General features: G+C 38.0%; 13 protein-coding genes. 2 read left to right on the forward strand and 11 right to left on the reverse strand.

Features of this window, described 5'->3' with window-relative positions:
- Positions 1-27: 27 nt before the first annotated feature.
- Entirely contained in the window at positions 28-261 is a 234-nt protein-coding gene (gene dltC, locus AC3CH7_RS18485) for a D-alanine--poly(phosphoribitol) ligase subunit 2 (RefSeq protein WP_012292252.1), read from the forward strand.
- Complete coding sequence (dltD, locus tag AC3CH7_RS18490; protein ID WP_031417781.1) at positions 258-1,433, forward strand: D-alanyl-lipoteichoic acid biosynthesis protein DltD; 1,176 nt, start codon at positions 258-260, stop codon at positions 1,431-1,433. The genes dltC and dltD overlap by 4 nt, the downstream gene beginning before the upstream one ends.
- Positions 1,434-1,497: 64 nt before the next feature.
- Here the strand turns inward: dltD and AC3CH7_RS18495 are convergent, their stop codons facing one another.
- The 11 genes from AC3CH7_RS18495 to AC3CH7_RS18545 form a co-directional block, all read right to left on the reverse strand.
- Positions 1,498-2,019 (reverse strand): GNAT family N-acetyltransferase, encoded by a 522-nt coding sequence (locus AC3CH7_RS18495; RefSeq protein ID WP_488381818.1) that lies wholly within the window; start codon positions 2,017-2,019, stop codon positions 1,498-1,500.
- Positions 2,020-2,136: 117 nt separating this feature from the next.
- Positions 2,137-2,673 carry a DUF6241 domain-containing protein gene (locus AC3CH7_RS18500; RefSeq protein ID WP_031417783.1) on the reverse strand — a complete coding sequence of 179 codons (537 nt, stop codon included), beginning with the start codon at positions 2,671-2,673 and terminating at the stop codon, positions 2,137-2,139.
- Positions 2,674-3,389: 716 nt separating this feature from the next.
- Positions 3,390-4,682 carry a phosphopyruvate hydratase gene (eno, locus tag AC3CH7_RS18505; RefSeq protein WP_012292248.1) on the reverse strand — a complete coding sequence of 431 codons (1,293 nt, stop codon included), beginning with the start codon at positions 4,680-4,682 and terminating at the stop codon, positions 3,390-3,392.
- Between the two features lie 2 nt (positions 4,683-4,684).
- Positions 4,685-6,226: a 2,3-bisphosphoglycerate-independent phosphoglycerate mutase gene (gene gpmI / locus AC3CH7_RS18510; RefSeq protein WP_031417784.1), complete on the reverse strand. Its 1,542-nt coding sequence runs from the start codon at positions 6,224-6,226 to the stop codon at positions 4,685-4,687.
- Positions 6,219-6,980, reverse strand: coding sequence for a triose-phosphate isomerase (gene tpiA / locus AC3CH7_RS18515; RefSeq protein ID WP_488381819.1), 762 nt, complete (start codon positions 6,978-6,980; stop codon positions 6,219-6,221). Before tpiA ends, gpmI begins: the two co-directional genes overlap by 8 nt.
- Before the next feature lie 27 nt (positions 6,981-7,007).
- Entirely contained in the window at positions 7,008-8,192 is a 1,185-nt protein-coding gene (locus AC3CH7_RS18520; RefSeq protein ID WP_012292245.1) for a phosphoglycerate kinase, read from the reverse strand.
- A gap of 548 nt (positions 8,193-8,740) precedes the next feature.
- Positions 8,741-9,757 carry a type I glyceraldehyde-3-phosphate dehydrogenase gene (gap, locus tag AC3CH7_RS18525; protein ID WP_031417788.1) on the reverse strand — a complete coding sequence of 339 codons (1,017 nt, stop codon included), beginning with the start codon at positions 9,755-9,757 and terminating at the stop codon, positions 8,741-8,743.
- A gap of 129 nt (positions 9,758-9,886) precedes the next feature.
- The gene (locus tag AC3CH7_RS18530; RefSeq protein WP_012292243.1) at positions 9,887-10,936 is read right to left on the reverse strand and encodes a sugar-binding transcriptional regulator; all 1,050 of its coding nucleotides are present in this window, start codon (positions 10,934-10,936) and stop codon (positions 9,887-9,889) included.
- A 174-nt stretch (positions 10,937-11,110) separates the two neighbouring features.
- A complete protein-coding gene (locus tag AC3CH7_RS18535) occupies positions 11,111-11,233 on the reverse strand; it encodes a hypothetical protein (RefSeq protein WP_255250346.1) in 123 nt (40 codons plus the stop codon).
- 256 nt (positions 11,234-11,489) lie between these two features.
- Positions 11,490-11,723, reverse strand: a complete 234-nt coding sequence (locus AC3CH7_RS18540) for a glutaredoxin family protein (protein WP_012292241.1) — start codon at positions 11,721-11,723, stop codon at positions 11,490-11,492.
- A 202-nt stretch (positions 11,724-11,925) separates the two neighbouring features.
- A complete protein-coding gene (locus tag AC3CH7_RS18545; protein WP_036217824.1) occupies positions 11,926-14,196 on the reverse strand; it encodes a S9 family peptidase in 2,271 nt (756 codons plus the stop codon).
- Positions 14,197-14,216: the final 20 nt, after the last annotated feature.

Consider the following 14,216-nt stretch of genomic DNA (forward strand, 5'->3'; position numbering starts at 1 on the left):
AGCCTGTTCAATAAAGGAGAATTATTAATGGATAAACAACAAGTTTTAGAAATGCTAGTGGAGTTATGTGAAGATGAAATTATTGTAGAAAACCCAGATATCGATCTATTCGAGGAAGGTCTTCTCGATTCTTTTGGTACGATTAATTTATTAGTGGAAATTGAGAATCGCTTTAATATTTCTGTACCTATCACTGATTTTAATCGAGAAGAATGGAATACGCCGAATCGTATTGCAGGGAAATTAGCTGAAAGACAATGATAAAAAAAGGCTTTCTATCACTATTTATTGCCTTTGCCCTGTTTACTGGCTTTGTCTTTTTTCCAAACTCATGGATTAAAGCCTGGATATCAGAAGATGATGTGGAGCAAGCCAAAACAAACATGTCCCCACTCGTCTTTCAAGGTACGTATTTACAGGAGCGAATGTTACAGGAACCTACTTCCATGCCTTTATACGGTTCCTCTGAATTAAATCGGTTTGACCCGTTTCATCCTTATAATTATGCGCGAGCAACAGACGCTCCGTATTCGACATTTATGATTGGTCGTGGGGGGATGCAGTCCATTACGCATTTCTTAAATTTTGCTGCGCAAGAGAAAAATTTAGCGGGCAAAAAATTAGTCTTTATTATTTCACCGCAATGGTTTACGGAAAAAGGCATGGGTGAATTCCATTTTTCACCGAATTACTCTATGTTACATGCCTATGACTTAGCGTTTAATGATGACATGGATGCTGATCTTCGTAAACAGGCTATGGAACGCTTGTTAGAATTTGATACCGTTGAGCGAGATCGTCTCTTAAAAACGATGTATCAATATCAAATGTCTAATGGCAAAAAACATCCAGTTACTGGACGTATGGCTATGGTAGCCGGTCGCTTTCATAAGGAATTACTAGAGAAAAAGGACCTCTACTATTCGCTATTTCCTCGGAAGGGGCATCCTTTAAAAAATAATGATAAGCTTGTTACAGACCAAAGCTTTGAACAGCAAATACAGCATGCTGAAGCCTATGGGGAGAAACGAGTCTCCAATGAATATATGATTGAAAATCGAGCTTTTAAACGACTGGTGAACGCTAATTTTTCAAAGTTTAAGGACATGAGAAAGCATGAAGATTATACGGAGTCTCCTGAGTATAAGGATTTTCAGTTAGTTATGGATGTGTTAAAGGATGCTGGTGCTAAGCCATTATTTATCTCTATTCCCGTTAACGGTTATTGGTATGATTATAATGGCTATCCTAAGGAACGACGCCAACAATATTATGAGAAGATGGCACAACTATTAAAGGATGCCGATGTCGACTATGTTGATTTTACAGACCATGAGTATGATCCTTATTTTATTATGGATACGATTCATATTGGCTGGAAGGGCTGGGTTTATTTAGACCAGCATATGGATAAATATTGGGCACAGCAATAATCTATAGTAGCTAATGGAAAGTCAGTCTGAAGTGTTCATTCACTACAGACTGACCTTTTTTGTTTCATTTGCTTTTTTCACCATTTAATGAGAAAAGTCTAAGTTCTTCAGAGTCATTGGAAAATTGGATGTCTCTTTCAAACTGTAAGCCTATTCTTTCGAGTAATTTAGCTGACGCATAATTTTCTTGGGTAGTAATAGCCACAATTCGATTAAATCCTAGTGTAACTAAACCATAGGCTAATACAGCAGACGCTGCTTCATAGGCGTATCCTTTTCCCCAATAATCAGGGAGAAACGCGAAACCAATATCTACATCTTCTAACGTTTCTCTTTTGACAAAACCGCATATCCCAATCGGGGTTTGATTTTCTTTTATTTCAACTACATATAAGCAGAATCCAAATTGCTCATACATACGTATTGCCCCATTTTCTATATAACTAGCTGCCTCCTCTACGGTCTTCACACCGCGGTCACCAATAAATTGTATCCACGAGGGATCATTCACTAGCTCAAGAATAAATAGCGCATCTTCCGTTGTTTGTAAGCGCAGGATAAGTCGTTCGGTCTCAAGAATTTTCATATAGAAAACCTCCTCTGATTATTTTTTTATCTTAAGATTGGAGGATTTTAGTCATTACTTTTATGATAACAAATCTAAAATGGCGTATACATAAAAAATGGTGCTCATTATTGGGCGCTATTTATCATATAGGTCATAGGTTAAATTGTTTTCAATATAAGCTTGCTCTTCAGCAGGAGTCAACAAACGAATAGCTTTCCCTGAATTTCCTGACTCGTCACCTCCTTGCATCTCCCAAATTGCGTTATGATCTTCTACAGCATGAGAAAAATCACCTTTTGACCATCTTTCCAATATTTCAATGTAAAGCTCTCTAAATTTATAATTGCTTTCTTTGGAAATTTCCAACAATCGGTCAACTTTAGCCTGTGTTATTTGCGTATGACCCCATTTTGTTTTAGCTTCAACCTTTTGGTGAGACATGCTATGGATAGCCTCGTTCATTTTGTGCTCTATTAAGTTGTCAGGATAAAGTAATTCTTCTTTTGTAACTCTTTTATCATCAAGCGTTACTCCAGCATTTTCAACAATTGCTTTTTCTTTTACTGGCGTAGGTTTCTCCATTGGTTCCGTGAATTTGAAGTAACCAAAAATCCCTCCAAAAATGACCAATACTGCAATAATGACAATAGCCGATTTGGTTTTTCTCTGCATCTTATTAAACCTCACTTATTATTATAATTGGTTTATTTTATGTAATTAGTTTAATAATAACAAAATATTGAAATAGCGTTCAATGGATACTACTTAACGTCCGCTATTCTATGTTGTCAAAATCGACCACGTCCATCATTTGTTTTGTCGTATTTTTCCGAAAAACTTGGAAAAACTCAAGGACTCCCTTACTAGAGAAATTTCCATATACTCAATTTTATGACTAAACATAACCTCAAAGTTGGCAGGTACTCTTGTTGTCTCTTGCATCTAATCCACTTCTAAATTTATTAATTCTGAACATCTAATGGCTATATCTGCAAACAAAGCGACCCATGACTTTGCTTCCGCGGTTAACTATGTGTTAAAATCGTATACTTCTATTAATGTGACATATTCTTCTGCCACCAAATACGTGGAAAACGACCTCAACAATTGAATTATAGTGTTAATGGTTTTTACCAAGTGATATATTTTTTAGAAATGTCTTCACCTCCTGAAACTCGTTCAAATATGTTGTTCTGATTGCTTCATTTTAAAGCTGTAATTCAAATGTAAATTCTTTTAATAAATCTTTGTTAAGCAACTAAAAAAACCTCCAATCTATAAGTGTTTATCACACTTATAAATCAGAGGTTGTAGCCATACAGTTGTTTCACCTAAATGTACAAAGTTCAAAATGTATAAAAAGGCTGTGTATAACTTAAAACAAATGCTTATTTTAAGTTATAGAATGATTTTAAACCAAGATATTCAGCAGTTGAACCAAGCTGATCTTCGATGCGAAGAAGTTGGTTGTATTTAGCTACGCGGTCTGTACGAGATGGAGCACCCGTTTTAATTTGACCTGCATTTGTTGCTACAGCGATATCAGCAATTGTTGCATCCTCTGATTCACCAGAGCGGTGAGAGATAACTGCTGTGTAGCCTGCACGTTTCGCCATTTCGATCGCTTCAAATGTTTCTGTTAATGTACCGATTTGGTTCACTTTGATAAGGATTGAATTTCCTACACCTTGCTCAATGCCTGCAGCTAATTTTTTTGTATTTGTAACAAATAGGTCATCCCCTACTAATTGAACACGACTACCAATACGTTCAGTTAATAGCTTGTGTCCAGCCCAGTCATTTTCATCTAAGCCGTCTTCAATTGAAATGATTGGGTATTTGTTTGTTAACTCTTCGTACCAATCAACCATCTCTTCTGAAGTTTTGACAACACCTTCACCATCTAAGTGATATTTACCATCTTCTTTATTGAAAAGCTCTGATGAAGCTACATCCATTGCAAGCTTCACTTCTTCACCTGGTTTGTAGCCTGCTTTTTCAATAGCTTCTAAAATAACTGTAATCGCTTCTTCATTAGAACCAAGGTTTGGTGCGAAACCACCTTCGTCACCTACTGCTGTGTTATAGCCTTTATCTTTAAGGACTGCCTTTAAGTTGTGGAAAATTTCAGCACCAATACGTAGTGCATGGCGGAAAGATTCTGCACCAACAGGCATAACCATGAATTCTTGAATATCAACATTGTTATCTGCGTGTGCTCCACCATTTAAAATGTTCATCATTGGTACTGGTAATTGTTTAGAATTAAATCCACCAAGATATTGATAAAGAGGTACATCTAAATAATCTGCCGCAGCATGGGCAACTGCCATGGATACACCTAGAATTGCATTAGCACCTAGCTTACCTTTATTTTCTGTGCCATCTAGCTCTATTAAAGCTTTGTCAATAACAACTTGGTCAAGAACTGAATAGTTACCTTCTAATTCTTGCGCAATAATTGTGTTAACATTTTCAACTGCTTTTAATACACCTTTGCCTAGGTAACGAGATTTGTCACCATCGCGTAATTCTACAGCTTCGTATTCACCTGTTGATGCACCTGATGGTACGATTGAGCGTCCGAAAGCGCCTGACTCTGTAAATACTTCAACCTCTACTGTTGGGTTCCCACGTGAATCTAAAACTTCGCGAGCATAAACTTGTGTAATAAATGGCATAATTAATTCTCCTCTTTTTCAATTAATGATTGACCTGTCATTTCAGTAGGTTGTGACACCTGTAATAATTCTAACATGGTTGGTGCCAAATCGGCTAAAATACCACCATTTCGTAAAACAACATTTGGTTTTGTCACAATCACTGGAACAGGATTTGTTGTATGAGCTGTCATAGGCTGCCCTGCTAGTGTTACCACTTCATCAGAGTTACCATGGTCAGCTGTAATAATAGCTGCTCCACCTTTTGCAAGGAGTGCATCTACTACTTTCCCTAAGCATTCATCTACTGCTTCAATGGCTTTAATTGTTGGTTCAAGCATTCCACTATGACCTACCATATCAGGGTTGGCAAAGTTAAGAATAATACCATCAAATTTTTCAGCCTCAATTTCTGCAAGTAAGGCTTCTGTCACCTCATAAGCAGACATTTCAGGTTTTAAATCGTATGTGGCAACCTTTGGAGATGCGATTAGAATACGTTCTTCACCTAAGAATTTTTCCTCACGTCCACCACTCATAAAGAAAGTGACATGTGGGTATTTTTCGGTTTCGGCAATGCGAAGTTGTGTTTTACCATTCATCGCTAACACTTCACCGATCGTATTTTTCAAGTTGTCATTTTCATAAGCAATCTGTGCATTGACTTCATCACTATAATGAGTAAAGGACACAAATTTTAAGTTTTTTGGATGCTTGGCGGATATGGCAAAACCATCAAAGTCTTCATTTGTGAATACTTTTGATAATTGGATAGCTCGGTCAGGACGGAAGTTAAAGAAAATGACCGCATCGTTATCACCAATCGTTGCCACCGGCTCTCCATGCTCTTGAATGCTGAATGGAATGACAAATTCATCTGTCACTTCACGCTCATAGGATGCTGCTACACCGCTTTTTGCACTTTCGGCTGTTTGACCTACGCCATCTACCAGTACATTATACGTAAGAGCGACACGATCCCATCGCTTATCACGGTCCATTGCATAGTAACGACCATGAATAGATGCGAATTGACCTATTCCAATTTCAGACATTTGTTTTTCTGTTTCTTCAATATAGTCTAAAGCTGTTGTAGGTCCAACATCTCGACCATCTAAGAAGCCATGAACGAAAACGTCAGTTACATTTTGCTGCTTTGCAAGCTTTAATAGAGCAAACATGTGCTCATAATGACTATGAACACCACCATCTGATAACAGCCCCATAATATGCAGTTTAGAATTATGAGCTTTCACATGTGCCACCGCATCTAAAAATGCTTGATTTGTAAAGAAGTCACCTTCACGTATCGATTTATTTAAGCGTGTTAAGCTTTGATAAACAATACGACCAGCACCAATGTTTAAGTGACCCACCTCGGAATTACCCATTTGTCCTTCTGGTAGCCCAACGGCTTCTCCAGATGCTGTTAATGTAGCGTGTGGGAATTGGCTCCAATATCGATCAAAATTTGGCTTTTTAGCCTGTGCTACTGCATTTCCGAATGTTTCATCACGAAATGCAAAGCCATCTAAAATAATTAAAGCTACTGGCTTTTTAGGCATTTGCTGCCGCCTCCAATAATGTTAAATAAGATTCTGGTTGTAAGCTTGCTCCACCAACTAAGGCTCCATCTATATGCTCTTTTGATAAAAGCTCATGAACGTTGTCTGGTTTAACGCTGCCACCGTATTGGATGCGAACTGCATTGGCCGTTGCAGCATCAAATAATTCCTCAACGACCGAACGAATCGCTCCGCAAACTTGATTGGCATCATCTGCTGTAGCCGTTTTACCTGTACCGATTGCCCAAATTGGTTCATAGGCAATGACCATATGCTCTACTTGCTGCGCTTCAAATCCAGCAAGTGCGTCTTTTATTTGGCCCGCAACCTTTTGCTCTGTCGTTCCCGCTTCTCGTTCCTCTAGCGTTTCACCACAGCAAATAATCGGTACAATATTATGTGCGAGTGCTGCTGCTACTTTTTTATTAATAGCCTCATCAGTTTCATTGTAATATTCGCGACGTTCTGAGTGACCTAATATAACATAATCCACATCCACACTTGCTAGCTGTGCAGGACTAATTTCACCAGTAAAGGCACCTTCATTCTCATAGTGCATCGTTTGAGCACCAATAGCTAGCTCTGATTCACTAGCAACTTGCACCAGTGTAGGCAGGTAAAGTGCTGGTGCACAAATTACGGCGTCTACTTTCTCATTAGAAGGAAGTTTATCCTGTACGGCATCTACAAATTGTATAGCTTCTTCAAATGTTTTAAACATTTTCCAGTTACCTGCAATAATTGGTTTACGCATCGTCTTGCCTCCGATTTTTTATTTGGCTTATTTATCGTTTAGTGCAACAATCCCTGGAAGCTCTTTACCTTCCATTAGCTCTAGTGATGCACCGCCACCTGTAGAAATGTGATCCATTTTATCAGCTACTTTAAACTTTTCAACTGCCGCTGCAGAGTCACCGCCACCGATTACTGTATAACCGGATGTAGTTGCCATAGCATCAGCCACTGTTTTAGTCCCATTCGCAAATTTATCCATTTCAAAAACACCCATCGGTCCGTTCCAAATGATTAATTTAGAATTGTTAATGACCTCTGCATAGTGAGCAGCTGTTTTAGGCCCAATATCTAGCCCCATCCAATCAGCTGGTATAGCGTCTACATCCACAACCTTTGTTTCCGCATCTTGTGAAAATTCATTAGCCACTACCGCATCAATTGGCATATGTAATTGCACGCCTTTTGCTTTCGCCTTTTCAATAAATGATTTTGCTAGCTCGATTTTATCTTCTTCTAATAAAGATTTCCCAATATCGTAGCCTTGTGCCTTAATGAACGTGAATGATAATCCCCCACCAATAATTAAGTGGTCTACTTTTTCTAATAAACTTTCAATCACACCGATTTTATCTTTAACTTTGGCTCCACCGATAATTGCTGTAAACGGATGTTCAGGATTCGACAGCGCTTTACCTAGTACATCTAATTCCGTTTGCATGAGGAAACCTGATACCGCAGGAATATGCTTGGCGATTCCTTCTGTAGAAGCATGAGCACGGTGAGCTGCACCGAAAGCATCATTGACATAGATGTCAGCTAGCTGTGCAAACTGCTGCGCTAACGCTGGATCATTTTTTTCTTCACCCGCATGGAAACGAACGTTTTCAAGTAGTAAAATGTCTCCATCTTGCATGTTCGCAACAGCTTTTTCAACTGCTTGTCCAATGGATTCATCTAGCTTCGTCACCGGTTTGCTCATTAATTCCGCTAAGCGAATGCCAACTGCTGTTAGGCGCATGTCCTCTTTTACTTCACCTTTTGGACGGCCTAAATGAGAAGCTAAAATGACTTTTGCACCTTGCTCTACTAAATATTCAACTGTTGGAATAGCTGCTCGAATACGTGTTTCATCTGTAATAACACCATCCGCCATTGGAACATTAAAATCAACACGTACAAAAACGCGTTTACCCTTTACATCAATATCTTTCATTGTCTTCTTATTTAACATGAAGAAACCCCCTTCAAAGTTGTTTTAGTCTTACACCCTTGTGTTTTACCCATCTTGGCTCCACACCATGCTTCCTAAATTGAAAAGTCATTTTGGTACTTTTTCGGGGTCACTATCTAGTGTGATTATAATTCTCCAACTTTGGATAATGAACCCTAATACTTGTTTTTATAGTAGCAAAAGTTACCTTCTATGTCTTGCAATCACCATGTATCAATTACGCCTCAGTGTCATAGCGTCTAGATTTATTCGAGCTTACTGTTAAGCTCCTTTTCAAAATCTGTATATCCGCTGGGGTTTTCATCTTGATTCGGTCAGTGGTTGGATACGCACTGAATGAAAGAGAGCCATTTGTGTATTCAGCTCATCACCCTCACCTATTGAGGTGGGCGTTTCCTGCTGAATTTAGCAAAAAAGGAGTAAGGGTTATCCCTTACTCCCAATACCCTTGTATATTATATCTATTCGATATTATAAAGGCTATACTTTTTGTACATAAAAAGCAGTATTATGTCACACTTTTTACTCAAAATGTCGAAATATGATACTTATTTATTGTTTAACCCTTGTTCAGCAATGTATAAAGCTAAGTCCATTAAGCGAGTAGAGTAACCAATTTCGTTATCGTACCAAGCTAGAACCTTCACCATTTTGTTTTCTAATACCATTGTTGAAAGACCATCAACAGTAGAAGAATGGTGGTTACCGTTATAATCAATAGAGACTAATGGTAGTTCATTGTAGTCTAAAATGCCTTTTAATTCATTTTCAGAAGCTTCTTTTAATACCGCATTAATGGCTTCTTTCGTTACATCTGCTTTTAATTCTACAACTAAGTCAACACATGATACGTTAGGTGTTGGTACTCGCATAGAGAAGCCATCTAATTTACCTTTTAATTGTGGTAATACTTTAGAAACGGCTACCGCTGCTCCAGTTGTTGTTGGAATCATAGATACTGCTCCTGCACGTGCACGACGTGGGTCAGAGTGTGGGAAGTCTAAGATTCGTTGATCGTTTGTATAAGAGTGAATGGTTGTCATCATCCCGCGTTCAATACCAAATTTCTCATCCAGTACTTTCGCAACAGGCGCAAGACAGTTTGTTGTACATGAAGCATTTGAAATAACATCATCAGTTGCTGGGTTATAGTCTGTATGGTTGACACCCATAACAAATGTAGGCATTGCTCCTTTTGCTGGTGCAGAAAGAATTGCTTTTTTAGCTCCTGCTTCAATATGCTTACCCACTTCCTCCAATGAACGGAAATGACCAGTACATTCAAGAACTACGTCTACTCCTAATTCACCCCATGGTAATTGTGAAGGATCTTTTTCAGCATATACTTTTATACGTTGTCCATTCACAACGAAAGAATCTTCATCTGCATTGACTTCAGCATCATAGATACCGTGGACTGAATCATATTTCAATAAGTGTGCAAGCTGACCTGCGTCTGTTAAGTCGTTTACAGCCACTACTTCAAATTCACTTTGCTTCATTGCCTCACGAAATACTAAACGTCCAATACGTCCAAATCCATTAATCGCTAATTTTAATGCCATTGTTAATTCCTCCAATAATGTGTAATGTTTGTCTCTTTTTGAAATAGAGACATTGAATTGCTTTTATGCTCATTCAAAAAGTGCTTCAACACTTTTTGAGATAGAGTGACATAGTAATGCTCACACCCATCATTCAAAATGGCTGTTGTCAGAAGGTAAAGTAGCAGCAATTGCTTTTGCAGCTGCTTCATCTGTAATAAAAATAGTTTGCTTTGGCGCTACTTTAAAATAAGAAAGCATCGCATTGACCTTTTGTTTTCCAGCTGCCACGGCAATAACTTGCTGGCTATTTTTAACCTGTTCAAGCTGAATGCCAATCGTGCGGATACGATGTACGATTTCACCTTCGGCATTAAAGTAATAGCCAAATGCCTCACTTACCGCACCCTTCTCCTCAAGAATTCGCAAATCCTCGGAGGATGAATTACGTCGAATCGCCATTTCCTCTGCCGATCCAATGCCATGGATTACACAATCTGCTCGATCATAAAACGCCATCATCTCAGTTACCATAGGTTCAGTTAACATAGCTTTGTATGCTTGCTCACTTAAATGCTCAGGCAAAAATAATGTACGATATTGTTCCTCCATCTGCATGGCAAATGTTGCAACAAGCGTATTGGCTTGCATTTGCATTTCATGACCAATTCCTCCACGTGCAGCAACAAAGGTAATATCTTTTTGTCCATCTAACGGATGTAAAAATTGAGCTAGGGAGGCAACTGATTTTCCACCAGTAACCGCTACAACTTGTTCATCAAAAGCAGTAGACATAAATTGCAATGCAGCTTCCTTGCCAAGCAAGGTTAGGACTGTATTGTCTTCACTATAATCACCTGGGACAACAACAACATGTTGTATGCCAAAATGTTTTTCAAGTAATTTCGCAAGCTGGGTTAGACCAGACCATTCATAAACGATGGCTCTTAGTTTTTCAATGACTTCTTCGCCATCATCTGTACATACCATACCCGACTTTTGCGAATCTAATAACCCTTGTTCACGTAAAATGTCAGTTTCTTTGCGTATTTCTCTTTCTGTCATTTTCAATGAATCTGCGAGTGTTCGACGCCCGATAGGTTGCATGAGTTGAACGGCTTGCAAAATACGATATCTAGATTGCAGAAGCGGATACATTTCAGGAAGTAGCCTTTGTTGCGCCTCTGGAATAGTGAACATATTTATCTACTCCCTTGTTAATAGATGTGGGATATTTTCAGTCCCACTATATTATTTTGTGTCCCACTTATGATTTTATTATAATACGCATAGTTGGAAAGTGCAAGTAATTGTATAGTTTTGGATTTAAAAAAGCCCCGCAGCTTTGTAAAAAGCTACGAGACTTTGGTTTGCTTATTTTGTGAAAGATAAAATTGCGTTTTTCTTGAATCCTTCTAAAGCTTTTGTTGCCTCATTTTTATTGGTAAATTCAAAAATACGAACGTCTTTTTTTTCAAATACTGTAATAACCCACATTGTAAAATCTCCCTTCACATCGCTTTTGTAATATAACAACCACTAAAAATTGTGATACTTTTCATTATCTGTTTTATAACAATGTCTTACTTGATACCTATTCTACTCCGATTTTTATAAAAGAAAAGACTAATGTGAAGGTCTTCACAAACTGTTCAAATTCAAACCGCTTTCATTGAACAATTTGTGAATTGTATGAATGACAACTAATAATAAAGCAATTTTCGCCGTTACTATCTTTTTAAAGGCATGCAATTTAACTACCCAGATGCTCCATTAATGTGGCATAGTCAAGATTACCATATTGAATGACGGTCCCATCTTTTTCTACTACAGGTATCATGAACATATATTTTTCGTGTATGTGATCATCCTCTTCAATATTTACTATTTCAATATCGAACGCTACATCTTCTTGTACAAGCTTTAAAGTATGTAGGCCCTCTACACATAATGGACAATTAGCTCGACTAAAAAATTGAACAATCATGGATGTCACCTCCTGTCTCTATTATAAACGAAGATTTTTGCTTTCGTTTTCTTCATGGTTGAGCTTTAACGCTGAAACTGGCAACGGCATTGATAGCCACAACGATTGTAAATCATATCATGGATTCATTCAAAACTTTATTATAAAAATTAAAGGCATTGAGTGCGAATAACAATCACATCAATGCCTTTTTGCTATTATGTTATTTTAAATGATGATCAAGGAACTTCACCATGGCATTATAAAATTCGATTCTATTTTCTTCGTTCGCGAAGCCATGGCCCTCATTATCCTTAAGCATATACTCTACATCTACACCTCTAGCACGTAAAGCTTCTACGATTTGGTCGGATTCTGCTTTGTTGACACGTGGATCATTTGCACCTTGTGCAACAAATAAAGGTGTTTTAATTTTATCAACATGGAATACCGGAGAAACTGCTGTTAGTAATTCTTTATCTTTCTCTGGATGACCTACTCGCTCATAAAACAAGTCCCGCATCGTTTCCCAGTACGGTGGAATTGTGTCTAAGAGTGTGAAAATGTTAGATACACCTACATAATCAACTGCTGCTGCATATAAATCTGGTGTAAACGTAATACCAGCTAACGTAGCATAACCACCAAAGGAAGCACCGTAAATACCAATACGTTTAGAATCAGCGATACCTTGATCAATTGCCCATTGAACACCATCCGTTATATCATCTTGAATTTTCAAGCCCCATTGCTTATTACCGGCTTGAAGGAATTCCTTCCCATAGCCAGTGGAGGAACGGAAGTTTACTTGTAACACTGCATAGCCACGATTTGCTAATAGCTGTACTTCTGGATTGAAGCCCCACATATCACGCGCCCATGGTCCACCATGCGGGTTTACGATTAGAGGAAGATTTTCGGCCTTTTTATTTTTCGGCAAAGTTAAATAGCCGTTTATCGTTAATCCATCACGGCTCTTATAAGAAATAGGGTGCATTTCTGCAAGATCTGCAGATTTTAACCAAGGGCTCAATGTCGCTAATTCTTTTAATTCATCTGTTGTCGAATCGTAATAATAATATTTCCCATAGATTGTGTCACTCGAAACACTCACAATAAATTTTGTCATCTCTTTATTGTAATCATTTATACCCAATTCGCTTTCATGAACACCAAGCTTGTTTTGAATTTTACGGAATAACTTTTCAAAGTCCTTATCAAAGAATTGATAATGGATTTTATCCGTAGCATACGCACCAAACAATAATTTATCTTTTTCAGCATTATATAATACACCTGAAACATCAACTTCATCATTGGACATTATTACTTCTTCTTTACCTTGTAGGTCATACTTCACTACTTCTACTTTATCTCGACCTTTATTGGATGTTGCATAAATAAACTTATTGTCCTTCGAGAAGGCTAGTGGCATTACTTCATCCCCAGCCCCCATTTTAATAAATGGTCTGAATTCATCCTTTTCTGAATCTCTATATAGGATAGCACCTTTCACTCCATCAGTAGCTACAGCTACACGTACATTGCCGTTACGATCTGCTAACCAGTTCGTAATATTGCCAGGATTTTTGGCAACGTGAGTTGTTTTACCCGTCTTTACATTTAGCTTGTACACATCGAAAACGGTTGCATCCTCTTTGTTCATCATGATCAGAATTTCGTCTTTTACACCCTGTAGGCTATCCAATATCCCTACTGTCACATTAGGGTATGGCGTTAAATCTTTTTCCACAGAACCGTTAAATGTTGTAGAGTAAATATGGAAGTTCTCATCTCCACCTTTATCTTTCAAATAAAGTAAAGAATCGTCCTTCCAAAAAAACCCTGCAATATTCCGATCTTTTGAGCTTGATACACGAACTGGCTCACTATTATCATTCATTTTTTTCACAAATACATTCGAGCGATTCTCCCATGCAGAGGCAAATGTAATGTAGTTCCCATCAGGAGAAAGTTCGTAGCCAAAGTTCCCTGGGTTTTTCACAAAATCCTCCACGGAAATTTCTTTTACTCCTTTATTACTGGAACCATTTTTTATCTTTTTAACATTGTTAAGAAGTTTACTAGCCTCTTGTTTCGAAATAAAATCTGTGCTTGATGATATTCCCTTAAAGAAACCAAGCTTATTCGCTTTCTTTAAATACTCCGCTAGTGTCTTTTCTTTTCCTTCTTTATTGGCAGCTCTAACTAAAATCCGAGCTGCTTGATCACGTTTAATAGTGGCGCTTAAGTCTGTAATCTCTCCAGCCTTTACCCATTGATCCTTGATTTGTTGTCGCATTGAATCGGAGCCATGCTGGAATGTTAAAGCTGTTACTGCTAAATCTAGAAATTCCTGCGCTGAAAGTTGTTGCTCTTGTGCTAATACGATATTTGTTTCCTTGGCAGCACGTACTTCTTGCAAAGTTGCAGGAATAACCGTAGCAGTTGTTAAAATAATTGCTAATGATGCAGTTAAAAATCTTTTTTTCAAAATGATTCCTCCCTATATCA

This window comes from Lysinibacillus sp. F12 (assembly GCF_057773605.1).

Bases quoted from the DNA above. Each gene is read 5' to 3' on its own strand.
- AC3CH7_RS18530 (WP_012292243.1), bottom strand. From the start codon at position 10,936: ATGTTCACTATTCCAGAGGCGCAACAAAGGCTACTTCCTGAAATGTAT.
- AC3CH7_RS18495 (WP_488381818.1), bottom strand. From the start codon at position 2,019: ATGAAAATTCTTGAGACCGAACGACTTATCCTGCGCTTACAAACAACG.
- eno (WP_012292248.1), bottom strand. From the start codon at position 4,682: ATGCCATTTATTACACAAGTTTATGCTCGCGAAGTTTTAGATTCACGT.
- AC3CH7_RS18535 (WP_255250346.1), bottom strand. From the start codon at position 11,233: ATGTGGGTTATTACAGTATTTGAAAAAAAAGACGTTCGTATTTTTGAA.
- gpmI (WP_031417784.1), bottom strand. From the start codon at position 6,226: ATGCCTAAAAAGCCAGTAGCTTTAATTATTTTAGATGGCTTTGCATTT.
- AC3CH7_RS18500 (WP_031417783.1), bottom strand. From the start codon at position 2,673: ATGCAGAGAAAAACCAAATCGGCTATTGTCATTATTGCAGTATTGGTC.
- dltC (WP_012292252.1), top strand. From the start codon at position 28: ATGGATAAACAACAAGTTTTAGAAATGCTAGTGGAGTTATGTGAAGAT.
- tpiA (WP_488381819.1), bottom strand. From the start codon at position 6,980: ATGCGTAAACCAATTATTGCAGGTAACTGGAAAATGTTTAAAACATTT.
- AC3CH7_RS18520 (WP_012292245.1), bottom strand. From the start codon at position 8,192: ATGTTAAATAAGAAGACAATGAAAGATATTGATGTAAAGGGTAAACGC.
- gap (WP_031417788.1), bottom strand. From the start codon at position 9,757: ATGGCATTAAAATTAGCGATTAATGGATTTGGACGTATTGGACGTTTA.
- AC3CH7_RS18540 (WP_012292241.1), bottom strand. From the start codon at position 11,723: ATGATTGTTCAATTTTTTAGTCGAGCTAATTGTCCATTATGTGTAGAG.
- dltD (WP_031417781.1), top strand. From the start codon at position 258: ATGATAAAAAAAGGCTTTCTATCACTATTTATTGCCTTTGCCCTGTTT.